The organism is Enterobacter sp. SA197 (genome assembly GCF_054131575.1).
Genome location: NZ_CP096393.1, coordinates 1,576,076 through 1,596,820 on the forward strand (window position 1 = coordinate 1,576,076; position 20,745 = coordinate 1,596,820).

Genomic DNA, 20,745 nt, shown 5'->3' on the forward strand with positions numbered 1-20,745 from the left:
TGCGGAGACAGGAAAATGAAATTCGAGTTTTCAATTTATCGCTATAACCCGGATGTTGATGACGCTCCGCGCATGCAGGATTACACCCTGGAAGGTGAAGAGGGGCGTGACATGATGCTGCTGGACGCCCTGATGCTGATTAAAGAGCAGGATCCAGGTTTGTCGTTTCGCCGCTCCTGCCGTGAAGGGGTCTGTGGCTCCGACGGCGTGAACATGAACGGCAAGAACGGTCTGGCCTGTATCACCCCGCTCTCAGCGCTCGGAAACGGCAAGCAGAAGATTGTGATTCGTCCGCTACCTGGGCTGCCGGTCATCCGCGATTTGGTGGTGGACATGGGGCAATTCTATGCTCAATATGAGAAGATTAAACCTTACTTATTGAATAATGGACAAAATCCACCCGCTCGTGAGCATCTGCAGATGCCGGAACAGCGCGAGAAACTCGACGGATTGTATGAGTGTATTTTGTGCGCCTGCTGCTCTACATCCTGCCCGTCGTTCTGGTGGAATCCGGATAAATTCATCGGCCCGGCCGGTCTGCTGGCGGCTTACCGCTTCCTGATCGACAGCCGCGACACCGAAACCGATAACCGCCTGGAAGGCCTGAGTGATGCTTTCAGTGTATTCCGCTGCCATAGCATCATGAACTGCGTCAGTGTGTGTCCGAAAGGGTTAAACCCGACGCGCGCCATTGGGCATATCAAGTCGATGTTGTTACAACGCAGTGCGTAAGAAAAATGAAGGGAGCGCTGTTCCCTTCACCCTGACCCTCTCCCCCGTGGGGAGAGGGGAATAAAGCAGGAAACCTTTAAAAACTGCCGCACGTTCTTCCCCCTCTCCCTCCGGGAGAGGGCAGGGGTGAGGGAAAATATTCAGACAGTTTTTAAAGGTTCCTTCGCGAGCCAGGTAGAGAGAAGAGCTCGCAAGTGAACCCCGGGACGTGCGCGTTGCTGCGCGCGTCGTAGTTATCCACGGCGATGTAAGCATAACAATGCTTAAGGGATCACGATGCAGAACAGCGCTTTGAAAGCCTGGCTGGACTCTTCTTACCTCTCTGGCTCTAACCAGAGCTGGATAGAACAGCTCTATGAAGACTTCTTAACCGATCCTGACTCGGTTGATTCAAACTGGCGTGCCATGTTTGAAGAGCTACCGGGCACCGGAGTGAAACCGGATCAATTCCATTCCAAAACACGTGACTATTTCCGTCGTTTAGCGAAGGACGCCTCACGTTATTCCTCTTCCGTTTCCGACCCAGATACTAACGCTCGTCAGGTTAAAGTCCTGCAGTTGATCAACGCCTACCGTTTTCGTGGTCATCAACAGGCTAAACTGGATCCGCTGGGACTCTGGCAGCAGGAGCGTGTTGCCGACCTTGATCCCTCTTTCCATGATTTAACCGAGGCTGACCTCCAGGAAACCTTCAACGTCGGCTCCTTTGCTATCGGCAAAGATACGATGAAGCTCGGCGATCTGATTGAGGCGCTCAAACAGACCTATTGCGGCTCTATCGGTGCAGAATACATGCACATTACCAGTACCGAAGAGAAGCGCTGGATCCAGCAGCGCATCGAGTCGGTCGTGGGTCACGCCTCTTTCAGTAAAGAAGAGAAGAAACGTTTCCTGAGCGAGCTCACCGCCGCAGAAGGGATGGAGCGCTATCTCGGTGCGAAATTCCCCGGCGCGAAACGCTTCTCGCTGGAAGGTGGCGACGCGCTGGTGCCGATGCTCAAAGAGATGATTCGTCACGCCGGTAAAAACGGTACCCGCGAAGTGGTACTGGGCATGGCACACCGTGGTCGTCTCAACGTGCTGATTAACGTACTGGGTAAAAAACCGCAGGATCTGTTTGACGAGTTCGCGGGGAAACACAAAGAGCATCTCGGCACCGGCGACGTGAAGTACCACATGGGCTTCTCGTCTGACATGGAAACCGAAGGTGGCCTGGTGCATCTGGCGCTGGCATTTAACCCCTCGCACCTGGAGATTGTCAGCCCGGTGGTGATGGGTTCCGTTCGCGCCCGTCTCGACCGTCTTGACGAACCTGGCAGCAACAAAGTGCTGCCGATTACCATTCACGGCGATGCGGCAGTAGCCGGGCAGGGTGTGGTTCAGGAAACCCTGAACATGTCCAAAGCGCGTGGTTATGAAGTGGGCGGTACCGTGCGTATCGTCATCAATAACCAGGTGGGCTTTACCACCTCTAACCCGCTCGATGCGCGCTCTACGCCTTACTGTACCGACATCGGTAAAATGGTGATGGCACCCATCTTCCACGTTAATGCGGATGACCCTGAAGCGGTCGCTTTTGTTACCCGCCTTGCGCTGGATTTCCGTAATACCTTCAAACGTGATGTCTTTATCGACCTGGTTTGCTACCGCCGTCACGGCCATAACGAAGCCGATGAACCGAGCGCAACCCAGCCGCTGATGTACCAGAAAATCAAAAAGCATCCGACCCCACGCAAACTCTACGCGGACAAGCTGGAGCAGGAAGGCGTTGCGACTCTGGAAGATGCAACAGAACTGGTCAATCTCTACCGTGACGCGCTGGATGCCGGTGAGTGTGTGGTAGAAGAGTTCCGACCGATGAACATGCACTCCTTTACCTGGTCGCCGTACCTCAACCATGAGTGGGATGAGAGCTACCCGAACAAGGTAGAAATGAAGCGCGTGCAGGAGCTGGCAAAACGCATCAGTACCGTGCCGGAAGCTATTGAAATGCAGGCGCGCGTGGCCAAGATCTACAACGATCGCCAGGCGATGGCCGCCGGTGAGAAGCTGTTTGACTGGGGTGGGGCGGAAAACCTGGCCTACGCGACGCTTGTCGACGAAGGCATCTCGGTGCGTCTTTCTGGTGAAGACTCCGGCCGTGGCACCTTCTTCCATCGTCACGCGGTGATTCACAACCAGGCGAACGGCTCAACCTACACGCCACTGCACCATGTGCACAACAGCCAGGGGCCTTTCAGAGTCTGGGACTCTGTCCTCTCTGAGGAGGCAGTGCTGGCGTTTGAATACGGTTATGCCACCGCTGAACCGCGTACCCTGACTATCTGGGAAGCCCAGTTTGGTGACTTCGCCAACGGCGCGCAGGTGGTTATCGACCAGTTCATCTCCTCCGGTGAACAGAAATGGGGCCGGATGTGTGGTCTGGTGATGCTGCTGCCACACGGTTACGAAGGTCAGGGACCGGAGCACTCCTCCGCGCGCCTGGAGCGTTATCTGCAGCTTTGCGCAGAGCAGAACATGCAGGTCTGTGTGCCGTCCACCCCGGCTCAGGTTTACCACATGCTGCGTCGTCAGGCGCTGCGCGGTATGCGCCGTCCGCTCATCGTAATGTCACCGAAGTCTCTGCTGCGCCATCCGCAGGCGGTCTCTTCGCTGGATGAACTGGCAAATGGCACCTTTATGCCTGCCATTGGTGAAGTGGATGAACTGGATCCGCAAGGCGTTAAGCGCGTGGTGATGTGTTCTGGTAAGGTTTATTACGACCTCCTTGATCAGCGTCGTAAGAACGATCAGAAAGATGTCGCCATTGTTCGTATTGAGCAGCTTTATCCGTTCCCGCATCAGTCGGTTCAGGATGTGCTCAAGCAGTATGCTCATGTGAAAGATTTTGTCTGGTGCCAGGAAGAGCCGCTCAACCAGGGCGCATGGTACTGCAGTCAGCATCATTTCAATGAAGTGATTCCATTTGGAGCGTCACTGCGTTACGCAGGTCGCCCGGCCTCCGCGTCGCCTGCGGTAGGTTATCTGTCCGTTCACCAGAAACAGCAACAAGATCTGGTCAATGACGCGCTGAACGTCGATTAAATAAAGGATAAACAATGAGTAGCGTAGATATTCTTGTACCCGACCTGCCTGAGTCCGTTGCTGATGCGACCGTTGCGACCTGGCACAAAAAACCGGGCGATAGCGTCCAACGCGATGAAGTGCTGGTAGAAATCGAAACTGACAAAGTGGTACTGGAAGTACCGGCGTCGGCGGATGGCATCCTGGATGCCGTGCTGGAAGATGAAGGCACCACCGTCACTTCTCGCCAGATTCTGGGTCGCCTGCGTGAAGGCAACAGTGGCGGAAAAGAGAGCAGCGCCAAATCGGATGCCAAAGAATCTACTCCAGCGCAGCGCCAGCAGGCCTCGCTGGAAGAGCAAAACAACGATGCACTCAGCCCGGCGATCCGTCGCCTGCTGGCTGAGCACAACCTCGACGCCAGCGACATCAAAGGCTCGGGTGTGGGTGGACGTCTGACCCGCGAAGATGTTGAAAAACATCTGGCGAAAGCCCCGGCTAAGCAAGAAGAGAGCAAACCGGCGGCCCCTGCTGCAGCCCCGGCGACGCCACAACTGGCGGGGCGCGCTGAGAAACGCGTGCCAATGACTCGCCTGCGTAAGCGCGTTGCTGAGCGTCTGCTGGAAGCGAAAAACTCCACCGCGATGCTGACCACTTTCAACGAAGTGAACATGAAGCCCATCATGGACCTGCGCAAGCAGTACGGTGACGCTTTTGAAAAACGTCACGGTATCCGTCTGGGCTTTATGTCTTTCTACGTGAAAGCAGTGGTTGAAGCGCTGAAACGTTACCCGGAAGTGAACGCGTCTATTGATGGCGATGATGTGGTGTACCACAACTATTTCGACGTGAGCATGGCCGTGTCCACTCCGCGCGGCCTGGTAACGCCGGTGCTGCGTGATGTGGATACCCTGGGCATGGCTGACATTGAAAAACGTATCAAAGATCTGGCGATTAAAGGTCGTGACGGCAAGCTGACGGTAGAAGATCTGACCGGCGGTAACTTCACTATCACCAATGGCGGTGTCTTCGGTTCACTGATGTCTACCCCAATCATCAACCCGCCGCAGAGCGCAATCCTCGGCATGCATGCTATCAAAGACCGCCCAATGGCGGTGGACGGTAAAGTGGAGATCCTGCCGATGATGTATCTGGCGCTCTCCTACGATCACCGTCTGATTGATGGTCGCGAGTCCGTTGGTTTCCTGGTGGCTATTAAAGAGCTGCTGGAAGATCCGACGCGTCTGCTGCTGGACGTGTAGCACCTGAGAATATCCCCTGCCTCGCAGGCCGGGTAAGACGTACACACCGCCATCCGGTGCTGGTGCGTTGCCTGATGGCAATGCTTTTGCGACTTATCGGGCCTGCGGGTTCAAAGATAATGATGACCTGAAGGATGGACAGAATAGATGAACTTACATGAATACCAGGCAAAACAGCTTTTTGCCCGTTACGGTCTGCCTGCGCCAGTAGGCTATGCGTGCTCAACGCCGCGCGAAGCTGAAGAAGCGGCGTCTAAAATTGGTGCGGGTCCGTGGGTAGTAAAATGCCAGGTTCACGCGGGCGGCCGTGGTAAAGCGGGCGGTGTGAAGGTTGTAAAAAGCAAAGAAGAGATCCGTGCCTTTGCTGAGCACTGGTTGGGTAAACGTCTGGTCACCTACCAAACGGACGCCAACGGCCAGCCGGTAAACCAGATCCTGGTTGAAGCGGCGACCGATATCGATAAAGAGCTGTATCTGGGTGCGGTGGTTGACCGTAGCTCCCGTCGCGTGGTGTTCATGGCCTCTACCGAAGGTGGCGTGGAAATCGAAAAAGTGGCTGAAGAGACGCCACACCTGATCCACAAAATCGCCCTCGATCCGCTGGCAGGTCCGATGCCTTATCAGGGTCGTGAGCTGGCGTTCAAACTGGGTCTGGAAGGCAAGCAGGTTCAGCAGTTCACTAAAATTTTCATGGGCCTTGCGACCATTTTCCTGGAGCGCGATCTGGCTCTGATCGAAATTAACCCGCTGGTTATTACCAAACAGGGCGATCTGATCTGCCTTGATGGCAAACTGGGTGCGGATGGCAATGCCCTGTTCCGTCAGCCGGATCTGCGTGAAATGCGCGACCAGTCTCAGGAAGATCCGCGTGAAGCGCAGGCAGCACAGTGGGAACTGAACTATGTTGCGCTGGACGGCAACATCGGCTGCATGGTTAACGGCGCAGGTCTGGCGATGGGCACCATGGACATCGTAAAACTGCACGGCGGCGAACCGGCAAACTTCCTCGATGTGGGCGGTGGTGCGACCAAAGAGCGCGTAACCGAAGCGTTCAAAATCATTCTCTCTGATGACAATGTTAAAGCCGTTCTGGTAAACATTTTCGGCGGCATCGTGCGTTGCGACCTGATCGCTGACGGCATCATTGGTGCCGTAGAAGAAGTAGGCGTTAACGTGCCTGTTGTGGTACGTCTGGAAGGCAACAACGCGGAGCTGGGCGCGAAGCGTCTGGCTGACAGCGGCCTGAATATTATTGCAGCGAAAAGTCTGACGGATGCAGCACAGCAGGTTGTTGCCGCAGTGGAGGGTAAATAATGTCTGTTTTAATCAATAAAGATACCAAGGTTATCTGCCAGGGGTTCACCGGTAGCCAGGGCACTTTCCACTCTGAACAAGCGATTGCTTACGGTACGCAGATGGTTGGCGGCGTTACGCCCGGCAAAGGCGGCACCACGCATCTGGGTCTGCCGGTGTTCAACACCGTGCGTGAAGCAGTAGAAGCAACGGGTGCTACCGCCACCGTGATTTACGTTCCGGCACCGTTCTGCAAAGACTCCATCCTGGAAGCCATCGATGCTGGCATCAAACTGATTATCACCATCACCGAAGGCATCCCGACTCTGGATATGCTGACCGTGAAGGTGAAACTGGATGAAGCAGGCGTTCGCATGATCGGGCCGAACTGCCCGGGCGTGATTACCCCAGGCGAGTGCAAAATCGGCATTATGCCGGGCCACATTCACCAGCCGGGTAAAGTGGGCATTGTCTCCCGTTCCGGGACCCTGACCTATGAAGCGGTTAAGCAGACCACCGACTACGGTTTCGGCCAGTCCACCTGCGTGGGCATTGGTGGCGACCCGATCCCGGGCTCTAACTTCATCGATATCCTGAAACTGTTCCAGGAAGATCCGCAGACCGAAGCGATTGTGATGATTGGTGAAATCGGCGGCAGCGCAGAAGAAGAAGCGGCGGCTTACATCAAAGATCACGTGACCAAACCTGTTGTTGGCTACATCGCCGGTGTGACGGCGCCGAAAGGCAAGCGTATGGGTCACGCGGGTGCCATCATCGCAGGCGGTAAAGGCACGGCGGATGAGAAATTCGCAGCGCTGGAAGCAGCAGGCGTGAAAACGGTTCGCAGCCTGGCCGATATCGGTGAAGCGCTGAAATCCATTATCAAATAAGATGCATGCCCCTTTGTAAAAGGGGCGGTATGATGTTCGACATGGTTGGCCGCTCTGTATGAGCGGCCTTTTTTATTGCGGTTTTAACGCATCAAGCTTTTGTACCCGCGTATGGTCCGCCGTCAGCGCGCGGCCATCTTCAGCACAGGGCTGCATCGGGGCGACCGGTTTTCCTGTATGGGTATCAATCAGTACCGAGTGAGGTTCGTCCGGGGTAAAAAGATGACCCTCACCCCACTGACGCAACGCGACGATAACCGGAAATAACGATTTGCCTTTCATCGTGAGTACATACTCCTGGTAGGCGCTACCGTCCGATGCTGGCCGGGTCTCCAGTATCTCTGCGTCAACCAGTTTGCGTAACCGGTCGGTAAGAATGTTACGCGCCATCCCCAGTCCGCGCTGAAAATCGCCAAACCGTCGTGCACCATCAAAGGCATCACGGATAATCAGAAGCGCCCACCGGTCACCCATTACCTCAACAGCACGTGCGACAGGGCAGGGTTGGTAAGAGGGGGAAAGGGGAGTAGACATCGGCAGGCCTCATGCAAAAATATTCTGGTTGCATTTTAAAACTGGAGTCTTTAGGCTGCAACTAGTTTCAATTCGCAACCAGGTTTGCAGATGAAGATATGGGCAAAGGAGCCGCTGGCACCTGTTTACACACTGCCAGGCGGGCTGGTGATGCTGTTTGCGGTTTCCAGCGGGATGAGCGTCGCCAATGTGTATTATGCGCAGCCGCTGCTCGACGCGCTGGCGCACGATTTCTCAATAAGTTATGCCGCCGTGGGAGGCATTGTGACCGCCACTCAGGTGGGGTGCGCGTTGGCGCTGCTACTGCTGGTGCCGCTGGGCGACATCGTAGCGCGGCGCACATTGATGCTGTTACAGCTTGTGGCGCTGGTTATCGCGCTCGGGGTTGTGGCTTTAGCCGCGTCAACGCCGATGCTCCTTGCGGGGATGCTGGCGGTGGGTTTACTGGGGACGGCGATGACCCAGGGACTCATTGCCTGCGCGGCCAGCGCCTCAGCACCGCACGAACGGGGCAGGGTTGTCGGGGCGGCGCAAGGGGGGGTGTTTACAGGGTTGTTGTTGGCCCGAGTTTTCTCCGGCGCGGTAAGCGATCTGGCTGGCTGGCGGGCGGTGTACGGACTCTCGGCACTCCTGATGCTGTTATTACTCCCTCTTTTGTGGCGGCGTCTGCCGCAGGGCGAGGTGGCGGGTGAAAGAACAGGGTGGCCACGGCTGATTCTGTCGATGCTGCATCTGCTGTTTACTGACCGCGTGCTGCAGATACGGGGCACGCTGGCGTTACTGATGTTTGCCGCCTTTACCATCTTCTGGAGTGCGATGGTATTACCGCTCAGTGCTCCTCCCTATAACTTCTCTCATACCGTGATTGGTTTATTTGCGCTGGCGGGTGCGGCAGGTGCGCTTGTCGCCGCGAGGGCAGGGCAGGCCGCCGATCGGGGCCAGGCTCAGCGTACCAGTCTTATTGCCCTGCTACTTTTAGTGCTGGCGTGGTGGCCGCTTTCACAGCTTGAGTATTCCATTACGTGGTTGCTGCTGGGGATTGTGCTGCTGGACTTCGGTGGACAGGCGCTGCACGTCACAAATCAAAGCCTGATTTTACGTGCGTCGCCCGATAAGCATGGTCGGCTGGTGGCGCTCTATATGCTGTTTTATGCCACCGGTAGCGGCGCAGGTGCGATAGCCACCACGGCGGTCTATTCAGGGTCGGGCTGGCAGGGCGTCTGTGGGCTTGGTGCCCTGGTCAGTTTACTGGCACTGATAATATGGGCATTGACCCGGCATCTGATGCCAGAACACAAATAAAAACGCAGAGGAACAAGATGGAAGAGCAAAAATTACTGACAGAAGCACATCGGCGTGGTTTGCGTTATCTGGAGGGAATTGAGGCACGCCCTGTTTTCCCCTCCCCGGAAGCGATAGCGGCGCTGTCGGCCTTTGATGAACCGCTTCCCCAGGCTGGCATGCCCGCAGAATCTACTCTGTCTATGCTGGATGAGCTGGGTTCACCCGCGACAACAGCATCAAACGGCCCGGGCTATTTTGGTTTTGTGGTGGGGGGAACGCTTCCCGCCGCCTCGGCAGCAGAGCATCTACTCACGACCTGGGATCAGTGCGCCTCATCGTTTCTCAACTCACCGGTTGCCGATTACGTCGAGCGCATAGCCGGGAAATGGGTACTGGAGGCGCTGGATCTGCCCCGCCAGAGCGCCGTGGGCTTTGGTACCAGCGCGACGGCCTGTACGCTGGCCGCGCTGTCGGCCGCACGGCGTGAACTGCTGGCGCGCCAGGGCTGGGACATTGACAATGATGGGTTACAGGGCGCTCCGGACATCACCGTCGTGGTATCCGAGCTTGTGCACATTACGGTAAAAAAAGCGCTGCGGATTTTAGGGTTTGGTCTTTCCCGACTGAGGATCGCCCCGGTTGACCCGTTCGGGCGAATAGATGTCGCACAACTTCCACAGCTGGATAATCGGACTTTACTCTGTTTACAGGCCGGAGAGGTGAATACCGGTGAGTGCGATCCCTTCGCTGAGATCATTCCGCTTGCCCATAAGGCAGGTGCCTGGGTTCATGTGGACGCTGCCTTTGGCCTGTGGGCAAGAGCCTCAGCGCAGGCCTCGCTTACTGAGGGTATCGATCTTGCAGACAGCTGGACGACGGACGCCCATAAGTGGCTGAACACCCCTTATGATTGCGCAATGGTAATTTGCCGTGAGCCTCAACTGCTGGCCGGTGCAATGAACAGTGATGCGGTCTACACGACAGCCAGCGCCGATGCGCAAAAAAATCTGACGCTGGAGTTTTCCCGCCGTCCTCGCGGCATCCCCGTCTGGGCCGCATTGCGCGTTCTTGGACGAGACGGGTTACAGACGATGATTGACCAGCATTGTGCAATGGCACGCAGAATCAGCGAAGGATTAACGACGCAGGGATTTGAAGTGCTGAATCGGGTGGTGCTCAACCAGGTTCTCTTCCGCTGCGCCACTGAAGAAGAGACGGCAACCCTCCTCGCGGCGGCGCAAGCATCGGGACGCATCTGGTTTGGCAGTACGCGGTGGCAGGGGCGTTTGGCCCTGCGAATTAGCGTCTCGTCCTGGCGTACCCGGCAGGTGCATGTCGATATGCTACTTGAAACCCTTAAGTCACTTTGCGTAAAGTAATAAATCTATAACCGCCAGGAATGGGATCTATTTTTTCTGCCGAGAGCAAATGTTAATAAAGCCATAGATTAACGTCGTGGCTTTTTTTAATAATCACCTTGAGGTGTTAAATACTGGATTCTCTAAAGTGAAATAATTGTAAAATAATGAAGTCAGCCTCTTCGTAACCGTGTTTGTTAGCATGCGTAATAATGGGCAAAGGGAAAAAGCCAGCCAGAACCAAACGAGAAATATACCCGCCAGTTTGTCCTTTTTCTTGCCGATTGATAACCATATCACAGGTTAAAATATACATATCGTTAACATGGTTTTCACTATGTGGATACGATAGCTACAAAATTAACACCTCTGAACTAAATTGATTTAAATCAATATTTAAAAGCTTGGAAAAAGCACTAAAAATCGATAAATTGTCGCCGATCAAATTGGCTTAAAGCGAGCAAATTAGGTATAAATTGATCACTGTCGAAAAACGTAAAACAAACCCAATAAAAACCTTTTTATTGTAAGGGTTTTGCGGAGTAATATATTCGAGAGATCAATTTGGGTTTTTTATTAACGTAGTTGTAACTTTTTTGAATCAACATCAATTTTATTCATGATAATGATTTTAAAGTGCAACAACTTTGTATTGGGGCATGCGTGTAAACCTTCACTAACAGGGTTTACTCTCGGAGTCTTCATGCGATGAGCAAGGAGTCAAGATGTTAGATATTGTCGAACTGTCACGCTTACAGTTTGCCTTGACCGCGATGTACCACTTCCTTTTTGTGCCACTGACGCTGGGTATGGCGTTCCTGCTGGCCATTATGGAAACGGTCTACGTCCTTTCCGGCAAACAGATTTATAAAGATATGACCAAGTTCTGGGGCAAGTTGTTTGGTATTAACTTTGCACTGGGCGTGGCAACCGGTTTGACCATGGAGTTCCAGTTCGGGACTAACTGGTCTTACTATTCTCACTATGTTGGGGATATCTTCGGTGCGCCGCTGGCCATTGAAGGTCTGATGGCCTTCTTCCTCGAGTCGACTTTTGTAGGTCTGTTTTTCTTCGGTTGGGATCGTCTGGGTAAAGTGCAGCATATGGCCGTGACCTGGCTGGTGGCGCTTGGCTCTAACTTGTCTGCCTTGTGGATCCTTGTTGCAAACGGCTGGATGCAAAACCCGGTAGCAGCAGACTTCAACTTCGAAACCATGCGCATGGAAATGGTGAGTTTCGCCGAACTGGTGCTCAACCCGGTAGCCCAGGTGAAATTCGTCCACACCGTCGCCTCTGGCTATACCTGCGGCGCTATCTTCGTGCTGGGGATTAGCTCTTACTATCTGCTGCGTGGTCGCGATCTCGCTTTTGCCAAGCGTTCTTTTGCAATCGCGGCGAGTTTCGGTATGGCTGCCATTATCTCTGTTATCGTACTGGGTGATGAGTCCGGTTACGAAATGGGTGACGTACAGAAAACCAAACTGGCAGCTATCGAAGCTGAGTGGGAAACCCAGCCGGCACCGGCAGCCTTTACCCTGTTTGGTATTCCGGATCAGGACGGGCAGAAAAACAACTTCTCCATCCAGATCCCTTATGCGCTGGGCATCATTGCTACCCGTTCTGTCGACACGCCAGTGGTGGGTCTGAAGGACCTGATGGTGCAGCATGAAGAGCGTATTCGTAACGGGATGAAAGCATATCATCTGCTGGAGCAGTTACGTTCAGGCTCGGCCGACCCTTCAGTGCGTGATGCCTTCAACAACGTGAAAAAAGATCTGGGCTACGGGCTGTTGCTCAAACGCTATACCCCGAACGTCTCTGACGCGACGGAAGAGCAAATCAAGCTGGCAACGCAGGACTCCATCCCACGTGTCGCACCGCTTTACTTCGCCTTCCGCCTTATGGTGGCGTCTGGCGTGCTGATGCTCTTGATCATTGGCGTGGCGTTCTGGACCGTTTGTCGTAACCGTATCGGCGAGAAAAAATGGCTGCTGCGCGCTGCCCTGTATGGCATTCCGCTGCCGTGGATTGCTATCGAATCCGGCTGGTTTGTTGCTGAATATGGTCGTCAGCCGTGGGCCGTGGGCGAAATGCTGCCAACAGCAGTGGCAAACTCTACCCTGACCGCAGGCGACCTTATCTTCTCGATGGTGCTCATTTGCGGCCTCTATACCCTGTTCCTGGTGGCTGAGATGTTCTTGATGTTCAAATTTGCACGCCTGGGTCCAAGCAGCCTGAAAACCGGTCGCTACCACTACGAGCAGTCCACCGTGGCTTCTCAGCCGGCACGCTAAGACAGGAGTCGTCAAATGATCGATTATGAAGTATTGCGTTTTATCTGGTGGCTGTTGGTTGGCATTCTGCTGATCGGGTTTGCTGTCACCGATGGTTTCGACATGGGGGTCGGCATGCTGACCCGTTTCCTGGGGCGGAGCGATACCGAGCGCCGTGTGATGATTAACTCCATCGCACCGCACTGGGACGGTAACCAGGTATGGCTTATCACTGCAGGTGGCGCACTCTTTGCGGCGTGGCCGATGGTTTATGCGGCGGCCTTCTCCGGCTTTTATATGGCGATGATCCTGGTGCTGGCTTCGCTCTTCTTCCGTCCGGTCGGGTTTGATTACCGCTCCAAGATTGAAGATAACCGCTGGCGTAACATGTGGGACTGGGGCATCTTCATCGGCAGTTTTGTACCGCCGCTGGTGATTGGCGTTGCCTTTGGTAACCTGCTGCAGGGCGTACCTTTTAATGTGGATGAGTATCTGCGTCTGGCCTACACCGGCAACTTCTTCCAGCTGCTGAACCCGTTTGGCCTGCTGGCCGGGGTGGTGAGCGTTGCGATGATCATCACTCAGGGCGCCACCTACCTGCAAATGCGCACGGTTGGGGAACTGCATCTGCGTTCCCGCGTCACGGCGCAAATTGCCGCACTGGTGACGTTGGTCTGCTTCGCGCTGGCAGGTGTTTGGGTGATGTACGGCATTGATGGTTATGTTGTGACCTCTACGCTGGATCACCATGCCGCGTCTAACCCGCTCAACAAAGAAGTTGTGCGTCAGGCGGGTGCCTGGTTTACCAACTTTAATAATGCACCGATTCTGTGGCTGGTTCCGGCACTGGGTGTGCTGCTGCCGCTGTTGACCGTGCTGACGTCACGACTGGAGAAAGGTGCCTGGGCATTTGTTTCCTCCTCCCTGACGCTTGCATGCATTATTTTGACCGCGGGTATTGCGATGTTCCCGTTCGTGATGCCATCCAGCATCATGATGAATGCGAGTCTGACCATGTGGGATGCGACATCCAGTCAGATGACGCTGAATCTGATGACCTTTGTGGCGTTGGTGTTTGTCCCGCTGATTCTTATCTACACCGCCTGGTGTTACTGGAAAATGTTCGGACGCATCACCAAAGAGCACGTTGAATCCAATACCCACTCTATGTACTAAGTAAGGAGCTAATAATGTGGTATTTCGCATGGATTTTAGGAACGCTTCTTGCCTGTGCTTTTGGGATTATTACCGCGCTGGCGCTTGAGCACGTGGAAGCGACCAAAGCCGGGAAAGAAGAACATTAATGAATGAAATTATCGCGAAGCTCTATGCGGTAATGGATAAGCGCCCGTTACGGGCGCTTTCATTGATTATGGCATTAGTGCTGGCAGGCTGTATTTTCTGGGATCCCTCCCGATTCGCGGCTAAAACCAGTGAGTTCGAAATCTGGCAGGGCTTTCTGCTGATGTGGGCAGTCTGTGCAGGCGTGATTCACGGAGTAGGTTTTCGCCCGCGTGCCATCGTCTGGCAGGGGGTGTTTTGCCCGTTAATCGCCATCATTGTTATGTTAACGGGTCTGATCTTTTTCTTCTTTTGAATAAGAAATCTCCGTTTACGACATGGGCTTGCAAAAGCCCATATATTTTTACTCTCCGTTTACTTCAACCCATTCCAAACCACCTTCCCCGCGCGTATAGTAGCGAAGTTTAAAAGCTCTAACTTTTTTTGCATTACCGGGATGTAAAGTGAATACAACGCTGTTTCGATGGCCGGTTCGGGTCTATTACGAAGACACTGATGCCGGTGGTGTGGTTTACCACGCCAGCTATGTTGCTTTTTATGAACGAGCACGCACTGAGATGCTGCGCCATCATCACTTTAGCCAGCAAGTCCTGCTGGCCGAACGGGTCGCATTCGTGGTACGTAAAATGACGCTGGAGTACTTTGCACCCGCCAGACTCGACGATATGCTCGATGTCCAAACGGAAATAACATCAATGCGTGGTACCTCCCTGGTCTTCACGCAGCGGATCGTCAACGCAGAGAACACGGTGCTTAATGAAGCCGAGGTTCTTATTGTTTGCGTTGATCCACTCTTAATGAAGCCTCGTGCGCTTCCCAAGTCTATTGTCGCGGAGTTTAAGCAGTGACTGACATGAACATCCTTGATTTGTTCCTGAAGGCTAGCCTTCTGGTCAAACTTATCATGTTGATTTTGATTGGTTTTTCAATCGCATCCTGGGCCATCATCATCCAGCGAACGCGTATTCTTAATGCTGCTGCCCGTGAAGCGGAGGCCTTTGAAGACAAGTTCTGGTCCGGTATTGAACTCTCACGTCTGTATCAGGAAAGCCAGGGGCGTCGCGAAAATCTGACCGGCTCGGAACAGATGTTTTACAGCGGATTCAAAGAATTTGCGCGCCTGCACCGTGCTAACAGCCATGCGCCTGAAGCCATTGTTGAAGGGGCGGCGAGGGCGATGCGTATTTCCATGAACCGTGAGCTTGAAAATCTGGAAACGCATATTCCTTTTCTCGGCACTGTGGGTTCTATCAGCCCTTACATCGGTCTCTTTGGTACCGTATGGGGGATTATGCATGCCTTCATCGCGCTTGGCGCGGTGAAACAGGCCACCTTACAAATGGTTGCGCCGGGTATTGCTGAAGCGTTGATCGCGACCGCTATCGGTCTGTTTGCGGCGATTCCAGCGGTAATGGCATACAACCGCCTGAACCAGCGCGTGAACAAACTGGAAATGAACTACGACAACTTTATGGAAGAGTTCACGGCTATTCTGCATCGTCAGGCGTTTACCAGCACCGAGAGCAACAAGGGGTAAACCATGGCCAGAAAGCGTGGACGCGGCAGTCGTGACCTCAAGTCCGAAATCAACATTGTGCCTCTGCTGGATGTGTTGTTAGTGTTGCTGCTGATCTTTATGGCAACCGCTCCCATCATTACGCAGAGTGTTGAAGTTGATCTGCCAGACGCGACAGATTCGAAAAGCGTCAGCACCAACGACGATCCACCGGTCATTATTGAGGTTTCGGGTGTCGGCCAGTACAGCGTGGTAGTGGAAAAAGATCGTCTGGATCAGCTACCGCCTGAACAGGTTATTGCAGAGGCGCAGCGCCGTTTGCAAGCCAATCCGAAAACCGTTTTCCTGATCGGTGGCGCGAAAGAAGTGCCTTACGATGAAATCATTAAAGCGCTAAACCTGTTACATAGCGCGGGTGTGAAGTCGGTTGGCTTGATGACGCAGCCTATTTGATCCCCGGCATAACAGGCGGGCAGTTTTTGGGAACCGAGAGTGTCAAAGGCAACCGAACAAAACGACAAACTTAAACGCGCGATCATCATCTCAGCCGTGCTGCACGTAGTGCTTGTAGCTCTGCTGATTTGGAGTTCGTTCGATGAAAATATTGACGCTTCTGCCGGCGGTGGTGGCGGTTCATCCATCGATGCGGTGATGGTTGATCCCGGCGCCGTGGTGCAGAATTACAACCGCCAGCAACAGCAGCAGTCCAGTGCGAAACGTGCTGAAGAGCAGCGTGAGAAACAGGCGCAACAGCAGGCTGAAGAGTTACGTGAAAAGCAGGCTGCCGAGCAGGAGCGCTTAAAGCAGCTTGAGCAGGAGCGTTTGCAGTCGCAGGAAGCGGCACGTCAGCAGGCTGAGCAGCAGAAGAAAGCGGAAGAAGCGGCGAAAAAGGCTCAGGAAGCGCAGAAGCAGGCTGAAGAGGCCGCTGCAAAAGCGGCCGCTGATGCAAAAGCGAAAGCGGATGCTCAGGCAAAAGCCGCTGCGGATGCTGCTAAGAAAGCAGCAGCAGACGCCGCGAAGAAAGCCGAAGCCGATGCAGCTAAAGCGGCGGCGGATGCGCAGAAAAAAGCCGAAGCTGAAGCTGCTAAAGCTGCAGCAGACGCTCAGAAGAAAGCGGAAGCAGACGCGGCGAAAAAAGCCCAGCAGGATGCTGAGAAGAAAGCCGCTGCTGAGGCTGCGAAAAAAGCGGCTGCAGCAGAGAAAGCCGCCGCTGAGAAGGCTGCTGCTGCTGAAAAAGCCGCTGCCGAGAAAGCTGCGGCCGCTGAAAAAGCGGCTGCTGAGAAAAAAGCTGCCGCCGCTGAAAAAGCCGCTGCCGATAAAAAAGCCGCTGCTGAGAAGGCCGCCGCTGACAAAAAAGCGGCTGCTGACAAAAAAGCGGCTGCTGACAAAGCTGCTGCTGCGAAGAAAGCGGCTGCAGAGAAAGCGGCGGCTGCGTCAGGCGTGGATGATCTGTTTGGCGACCTGAGTTCCGGTAAGAATGCACCGAAAGCGGGCGGAGGAGCGAAGGGGAATAGTGCGGCAGCAGCAGGTGCAGGTAATACTAAAAACAATGGTGCGTCAGGAGCTGATATCAGTAACTATGCGGGCCAGATTAAGTCGGCGATTGAAAGCAGGTTCTATAACGACCCTTCTTATAATGGCAAGACTTGTACATTACGCATTAAGCTCGATCCGGATGGGACACTTAGAGACATTCAGTCCGAAGGGGGTGATCCAGCTCTCTGTCAGGCAGCGCTTGCGGCGGCACGACAGGCTAAAATTCCTAAACCCCCTACACAGGCGGTTTATGAAGTGTTTAAAAATGCACCACTGGACTTTAAGCCATAACCATAGATTTCTCATGAAAATGTAGAAAAAGTGGCTATGTTATGACCATGAACTAAGTCATTTTGTGTCTTTGAGTTTGTTAACATTCTGCTAAATTATCGCGGGTTTTCCGCCCGGATAAGGGAGATATGATGAAGCAGGCATTACGTGTAGCGTTTGGTTTTTTAATGCTGTGGGCAGCGGTGCTGCATGCAGAAGTACGTATCGAGATCACCCAAGGGGTCGACTCGGCACGCCCAATCGGTGTTGTACCTTTCCAGTGGGCAGGGCCGGGTGCTGCACCTGAGGACATCAGTGATGTCGTTTCCTTCGATTTGCGCATGAGTGGAAAATTCAATCCGCTGGACAAATCTCGCCTGCCCCAGTCACCGGCAACCGCACAGGAAGTTCAGCCTGCGGCATGGTCTGCGCTGGGCATTGATGCAGTCGTCGTCGGCCAGGTAACACCTAACCCGGACGGCAGCTTCAACGTGGCCTACCAGCTCGTTGATACCGGCGGAGCGCCAGGTACTGTCCTTTCACAGAACTCTTTCAAAGTCACTAAACAGTGGCTGCGCTACGCGGCGCACACCGCCAGTGACGAAGTGTTCCAGAAGCTGACCGGCATTAAAGGCGCGTTCCGTACCCGTATCGCTTATGTGGTACAGGCTAACGGCGGCCAGTTCCCGTATGAGTTGCGCGTATCCGATTACGATGGTCACAACACCTCGGTGATTCACCGTTCGTCTCAGCCGCTGATGTCTCCTGCCTGGTCTCCGGACGGTTCGCAGCTGGCTTATGTGACGTTTGAAAGTGGTCGTTCTGCGCTGGTGATTCAAAATCTGGCAACCACTGCAACGCGTCAGGTGGCTTCTTTCCCGCGTCATAACGGTGCGCCTGCGTTCTCGCCTGACGGCAGCAAGATCGCCTTTGCACTGTCTAAAACCGGTAGCCTGAACATCTATGTGATGGATCTGGGTTCCGGTCAAATCCGTCAGGTTACCGACGGTCGCAGCAATAACACTGAACCGACCTGGTTCCCGGATAGCCAGAATCTGGCGTTTACTTCCGACCAGGCAGGCCGTCCACAGGTCTATAAAGTCAATGTGAATGGCGGTGCAGCACAACGTATCACCTGGCAGGGTTCGCAGAACCAGGATGCTGACGTCAGTGCTGATGGTAAATTTATGGTAATGGTGAGCTCCGAAGGCGGTCAGCAACACATTGCCAAACAAGATCTGGCAGCGGGTGGCGTACAAGTTTTGTCGTCAACGTTCCTGGATGAATCGCCAAGTCTGGCACCTAACGGCACGATGGTAATCTACAGCTCTTCTCAGGGGATGGGATCCGTGCTGAATCTGGTTTCTACAGATGGGCGGTTCAAAGCGCGTATTCCGGCGTCTGATGGACAGGTAAAATCACCTGCCTGGTCGCCGTACCTGTAAATAATAAATAATTGATTACTAAAGGATCAAAGAAATGCAACTGAACAAAGTGCTGAAAGGGCTGGGTATCGCTCTGTCCGTAATGGCAATCGCCGCATGTTCTTCTAAAAAGAACGTGAGCAACGACCAGAGCGGCGAAGGCATGATGGGTGCTGGCACCGGTATGAACGGCAACGGCAATATGTCTTCTGAAGAGCAGGCGCGTCTGCAGATGCAGCAGCTGCAGCAGAACAACATCGTTTACTTCGATCTGGACAAATTTGACATTCGTTCTGATTTCGCTGCGATGCTGGATGCTCATGCTAACTTCCTGCGTAGCAACCCGTCCTACAAAGTCACCGTAGAAGGTCACGCGGACGAACGTGGTACGCCGGAATACAACATCTCCCTGGGCGAACGTCGTGCTAACGCCGTTAAAATGTACCTGCAGGGTAAAGGCGTTACCGCTGACCAGATCTCCATCGTTTCTTACGGTAAAGAAAAACCTGCAGTACTGGGTCATGACGAAGCGGCTTACTCCAAAAACCGTCGTGCCGTACTGGTTTACTAAGAGAATTGCATGAGCAGTAACTTCAGACATCATCTAATGAGTCTGTCGTTACTGGTTGGCATAGCGGCCCCCTGGGCCGCTTTTGCTCAGGCGCCAATCAGTAGTGTCGGCTCTGGCTCGGTAGAAGATCGGGTCACTCAACTCGAGCGTATTTCTAATGCTCACAGTCAACTATTAACGCAACTTCAGCAGCAACTCTCTGACAACCAATCCGATATTGATACCCTGCGCGGTCAGATTCAGGAAAGTCAGTATCAGTTGAACCAGATTAATGAGCGGCAGAAGCAGATTCTGACGCAGATTGAAAGTCTGGGCAGTGGTGCAGGTGCGGCTGCAGGGCAGAACCCGCAAGCCTCTGGCGACCAAAGTGCGGCAGCGGCACCTGATGCCTCTGCATCCACTGCGGCCCCTGTGCAGAGCGGTGACGCCAACACGGATTACAATGCGGCAATCGCCCTGGTGCAGGATAAGTCTCGCCAGGATGAAGCGATGACTGCATTCCAGAATTTCGTCAAAAATTACCCGGATTCGACCTATATCCCGAATGCCAATTACTGGCTCGGTCAGTTGAATTACAACAAGGGTAAAAAGGACGATGCGGCATACTATTTTGCGTCGGTAGTGAAAAACTATCCGAAGTCACCAAAAGCGCCTGATGCCATGTTTAAAGTCGGCGTCATCATGCAGGACAAAGGTGATACAGCAAAAGCGAAAGCTGTTTATCAGCAAGTGGTCGCGAAATATCCTGGCACTGACGGCGCAAAACAAGCGCAAAAACGTCTTGGTTCGATGTAGCGAATAGCGCTTGACCAGAAATCGCGTTATTTCTGGTCTTGTCGCGTGAATCGTAAGCAGTTAAGTGATCTTCCTCGAAATTTTTGTTGCGCTGAATTCTTAAATCAGTAATATATGCCGCCGTTGCCAAGGGATATCAAACATCTCAAAAGCAGCGCAGAAGTGGGTCGTTAGCTCAGTTGGTAGAGCAGTTGACTTTTAATCAATTGGTCGCAGGTTCGAATCCTGCACGACCCACCAATCGTTCTGGTGGAACGCGATAGTAAAACGTGAAGGATAAGGTTGCGACAGCAACGGCCCGTAGGGCGAGGCGAAGCCGAGTCATCCTGCACGACCCACCACTTAAAGTAGTATCCAGCGCAGTATCGGGTGATTAGCTCAGCTGGGAGAGCACCTCCCTTACAAGGAGGGGGTCGGCGGTTCGATCCCGTCATCACCCACCACTCGGGTCGTTAGCTCAGTTGGTAGAGCAGTTGACTTTTAATCAATTGGTCGCAGGTTCGAATCCTGCACGACCCACCAATAGTTCTGGTGGAACGCGATAGCAAAACGTGAAGGATAACGTTGCGACAGCAACGGCCCGTAGGGCGAGGCGAAGCCGAGTCATCCTGCACGACCCACCACTGTATGTGGTTCCGAGTA

At 53.8% G+C, this 20,745-nt stretch carries 20 protein-coding genes and 3 tRNA genes; 21 read left to right on the plus strand and 2 right to left on the minus strand.

Annotation, left to right across the window (positions count from 1 at the left end; translation table 11 throughout):
• Nucleotides 1-15: 15 nt before the first annotated feature.
• From M1D91_RS07175 to sucD, 5 genes are all read left to right on the plus strand, one after another.
• A complete protein-coding gene (locus M1D91_RS07175) occupies nt 16-732 on the plus strand; it encodes a succinate dehydrogenase iron-sulfur subunit (protein WP_437430909.1) in 717 nt (238 codons plus the stop codon).
• Between the two features lie 276 nt (nt 733-1,008).
• Complete coding sequence (gene sucA / locus M1D91_RS07180; protein WP_437430910.1) at nt 1,009-3,816, plus strand: 2-oxoglutarate dehydrogenase E1 component; 2,808 nt, start codon at nt 1,009-1,011, stop codon at nt 3,814-3,816.
• A 14-nt stretch (nt 3,817-3,830) separates the two neighbouring features.
• The gene (gene odhB / locus M1D91_RS07185; protein ID WP_437430911.1) at nt 3,831-5,057 is read left to right on the plus strand and encodes a 2-oxoglutarate dehydrogenase complex dihydrolipoyllysine-residue succinyltransferase; all 1,227 of its coding nucleotides are present in this window, start codon (nt 3,831-3,833) and stop codon (nt 5,055-5,057) included.
• A 147-nt stretch (nt 5,058-5,204) separates the two neighbouring features.
• Entirely contained in the window at nt 5,205-6,371 is a 1,167-nt protein-coding gene (sucC, locus tag M1D91_RS07190) for an ADP-forming succinate--CoA ligase subunit beta (RefSeq protein WP_437430912.1), read from the plus strand.
• Nucleotides 6,371-7,240: a succinate--CoA ligase subunit alpha gene (gene sucD / locus M1D91_RS07195; RefSeq protein WP_437430913.1), complete on the plus strand. Its 870-nt coding sequence runs from the start codon at nt 6,371-6,373 to the stop codon at nt 7,238-7,240. The genes sucC and sucD overlap by 1 nt, the downstream gene beginning before the upstream one ends.
• 72 nt (nt 7,241-7,312) lie before the next feature.
• Here sucD and M1D91_RS07200 read toward each other — a convergent pair whose 3' ends face one another.
• Nucleotides 7,313-7,774, minus strand: a complete 462-nt coding sequence (locus M1D91_RS07200; RefSeq protein ID WP_437430914.1) for a winged helix-turn-helix transcriptional regulator — start codon at nt 7,772-7,774, stop codon at nt 7,313-7,315.
• 90 nt (nt 7,775-7,864) lie between these two features.
• Between M1D91_RS07200 and M1D91_RS07205 the strand changes: the two genes are divergently transcribed.
• Together M1D91_RS07205 and M1D91_RS07210 are read left to right on the plus strand one after the other, a co-directional pair.
• Nucleotides 7,865-9,076 carry an MFS transporter gene (locus M1D91_RS07205; RefSeq protein ID WP_437430915.1) on the plus strand — a complete coding sequence of 404 codons (1,212 nt, stop codon included), beginning with the start codon at nt 7,865-7,867 and terminating at the stop codon, nt 9,074-9,076.
• Between the two features lie 17 nt (nt 9,077-9,093).
• Nucleotides 9,094-10,437, plus strand: coding sequence for a pyridoxal phosphate-dependent decarboxylase family protein (locus tag M1D91_RS07210; RefSeq protein WP_437430916.1), 1,344 nt, complete (start codon nt 9,094-9,096; stop codon nt 10,435-10,437).
• 106 nt (nt 10,438-10,543) lie between these two features.
• Here M1D91_RS07210 and M1D91_RS07215 read toward each other — a convergent pair whose 3' ends face one another.
• Nucleotides 10,544-10,732: a hypothetical protein gene (locus M1D91_RS07215; RefSeq protein ID WP_437430917.1), complete on the minus strand. Its 189-nt coding sequence runs from the start codon at nt 10,730-10,732 to the stop codon at nt 10,544-10,546.
• A gap of 409 nt (nt 10,733-11,141) precedes the next feature.
• Between M1D91_RS07215 and cydA the strand changes: the two genes are divergently transcribed.
• From cydA to M1D91_RS07285, 14 genes are all read left to right on the plus strand, one after another.
• Entirely contained in the window at nt 11,142-12,710 is a 1,569-nt protein-coding gene (gene cydA / locus M1D91_RS07220; RefSeq protein ID WP_437430918.1) for a cytochrome ubiquinol oxidase subunit I, read from the plus strand.
• Between the two features lie 15 nt (nt 12,711-12,725).
• Nucleotides 12,726-13,865 (plus strand): cytochrome d ubiquinol oxidase subunit II, encoded by a 1,140-nt coding sequence (gene cydB, locus M1D91_RS07225; RefSeq protein WP_437430919.1) that lies wholly within the window; start codon nt 12,726-12,728, stop codon nt 13,863-13,865.
• 14 nt (nt 13,866-13,879) lie between these two features.
• On the plus strand, nt 13,880-13,993 hold the full coding sequence (gene cydX, locus M1D91_RS07230; RefSeq protein ID WP_049292487.1) for a cytochrome bd-I oxidase subunit CydX: 114 nt from the start codon (nt 13,880-13,882) through the stop codon (nt 13,991-13,993).
• Complete coding sequence (ybgE, locus tag M1D91_RS07235; protein WP_437430920.1) at nt 13,993-14,286, plus strand: cyd operon protein YbgE; 294 nt, start codon at nt 13,993-13,995, stop codon at nt 14,284-14,286. The genes cydX and ybgE overlap by 1 nt, the downstream gene beginning before the upstream one ends.
• Before the next feature lie 148 nt (nt 14,287-14,434).
• Entirely contained in the window at nt 14,435-14,839 is a 405-nt protein-coding gene (gene ybgC / locus M1D91_RS07240) for a tol-pal system-associated acyl-CoA thioesterase (RefSeq protein ID WP_437430921.1), read from the plus strand.
• Nucleotides 14,836-15,528 carry a Tol-Pal system protein TolQ gene (gene tolQ / locus M1D91_RS07245; RefSeq protein ID WP_437430922.1) on the plus strand — a complete coding sequence of 231 codons (693 nt, stop codon included), beginning with the start codon at nt 14,836-14,838 and terminating at the stop codon, nt 15,526-15,528. Before ybgC ends, tolQ begins: the two co-directional genes overlap by 4 nt.
• A 3-nt stretch (nt 15,529-15,531) precedes the next feature.
• Nucleotides 15,532-15,960, plus strand: a complete 429-nt coding sequence (gene tolR / locus M1D91_RS07250; protein ID WP_437430923.1) for a colicin uptake protein TolR — start codon at nt 15,532-15,534, stop codon at nt 15,958-15,960.
• A gap of 39 nt (nt 15,961-15,999) precedes the next feature.
• The gene (tolA, locus tag M1D91_RS07255; RefSeq protein ID WP_437430924.1) at nt 16,000-17,334 is read left to right on the plus strand and encodes a cell envelope integrity protein TolA; all 1,335 of its coding nucleotides are present in this window, start codon (nt 16,000-16,002) and stop codon (nt 17,332-17,334) included.
• Between the two features lie 131 nt (nt 17,335-17,465).
• Nucleotides 17,466-18,758 carry a Tol-Pal system beta propeller repeat protein TolB gene (tolB, locus tag M1D91_RS07260; protein WP_437431029.1) on the plus strand — a complete coding sequence of 431 codons (1,293 nt, stop codon included), beginning with the start codon at nt 17,466-17,468 and terminating at the stop codon, nt 18,756-18,758.
• Between the two features lie 34 nt (nt 18,759-18,792).
• The gene (gene pal, locus M1D91_RS07265; RefSeq protein ID WP_437430925.1) at nt 18,793-19,308 is read left to right on the plus strand and encodes a peptidoglycan-associated lipoprotein Pal; all 516 of its coding nucleotides are present in this window, start codon (nt 18,793-18,795) and stop codon (nt 19,306-19,308) included.
• Nucleotides 19,309-19,317: 9 nt separating this feature from the next.
• Nucleotides 19,318-20,103 carry a cell division protein CpoB gene (cpoB, locus tag M1D91_RS07270; RefSeq protein ID WP_437430926.1) on the plus strand — a complete coding sequence of 262 codons (786 nt, stop codon included), beginning with the start codon at nt 19,318-19,320 and terminating at the stop codon, nt 20,101-20,103.
• A gap of 164 nt (nt 20,104-20,267) precedes the next feature.
• Nucleotides 20,268-20,343, plus strand: a tRNA-Lys gene (locus M1D91_RS07275).
• 127 nt (nt 20,344-20,470) lie between these two features.
• Nucleotides 20,471-20,546: transfer RNA gene (locus M1D91_RS07280), tRNA-Val, on the plus strand.
• 3 nt (nt 20,547-20,549) lie between these two features.
• A tRNA-Lys gene (locus tag M1D91_RS07285) sits at nt 20,550-20,625 on the plus strand.
• Nucleotides 20,626-20,745 lie beyond the last annotated feature (120 nt).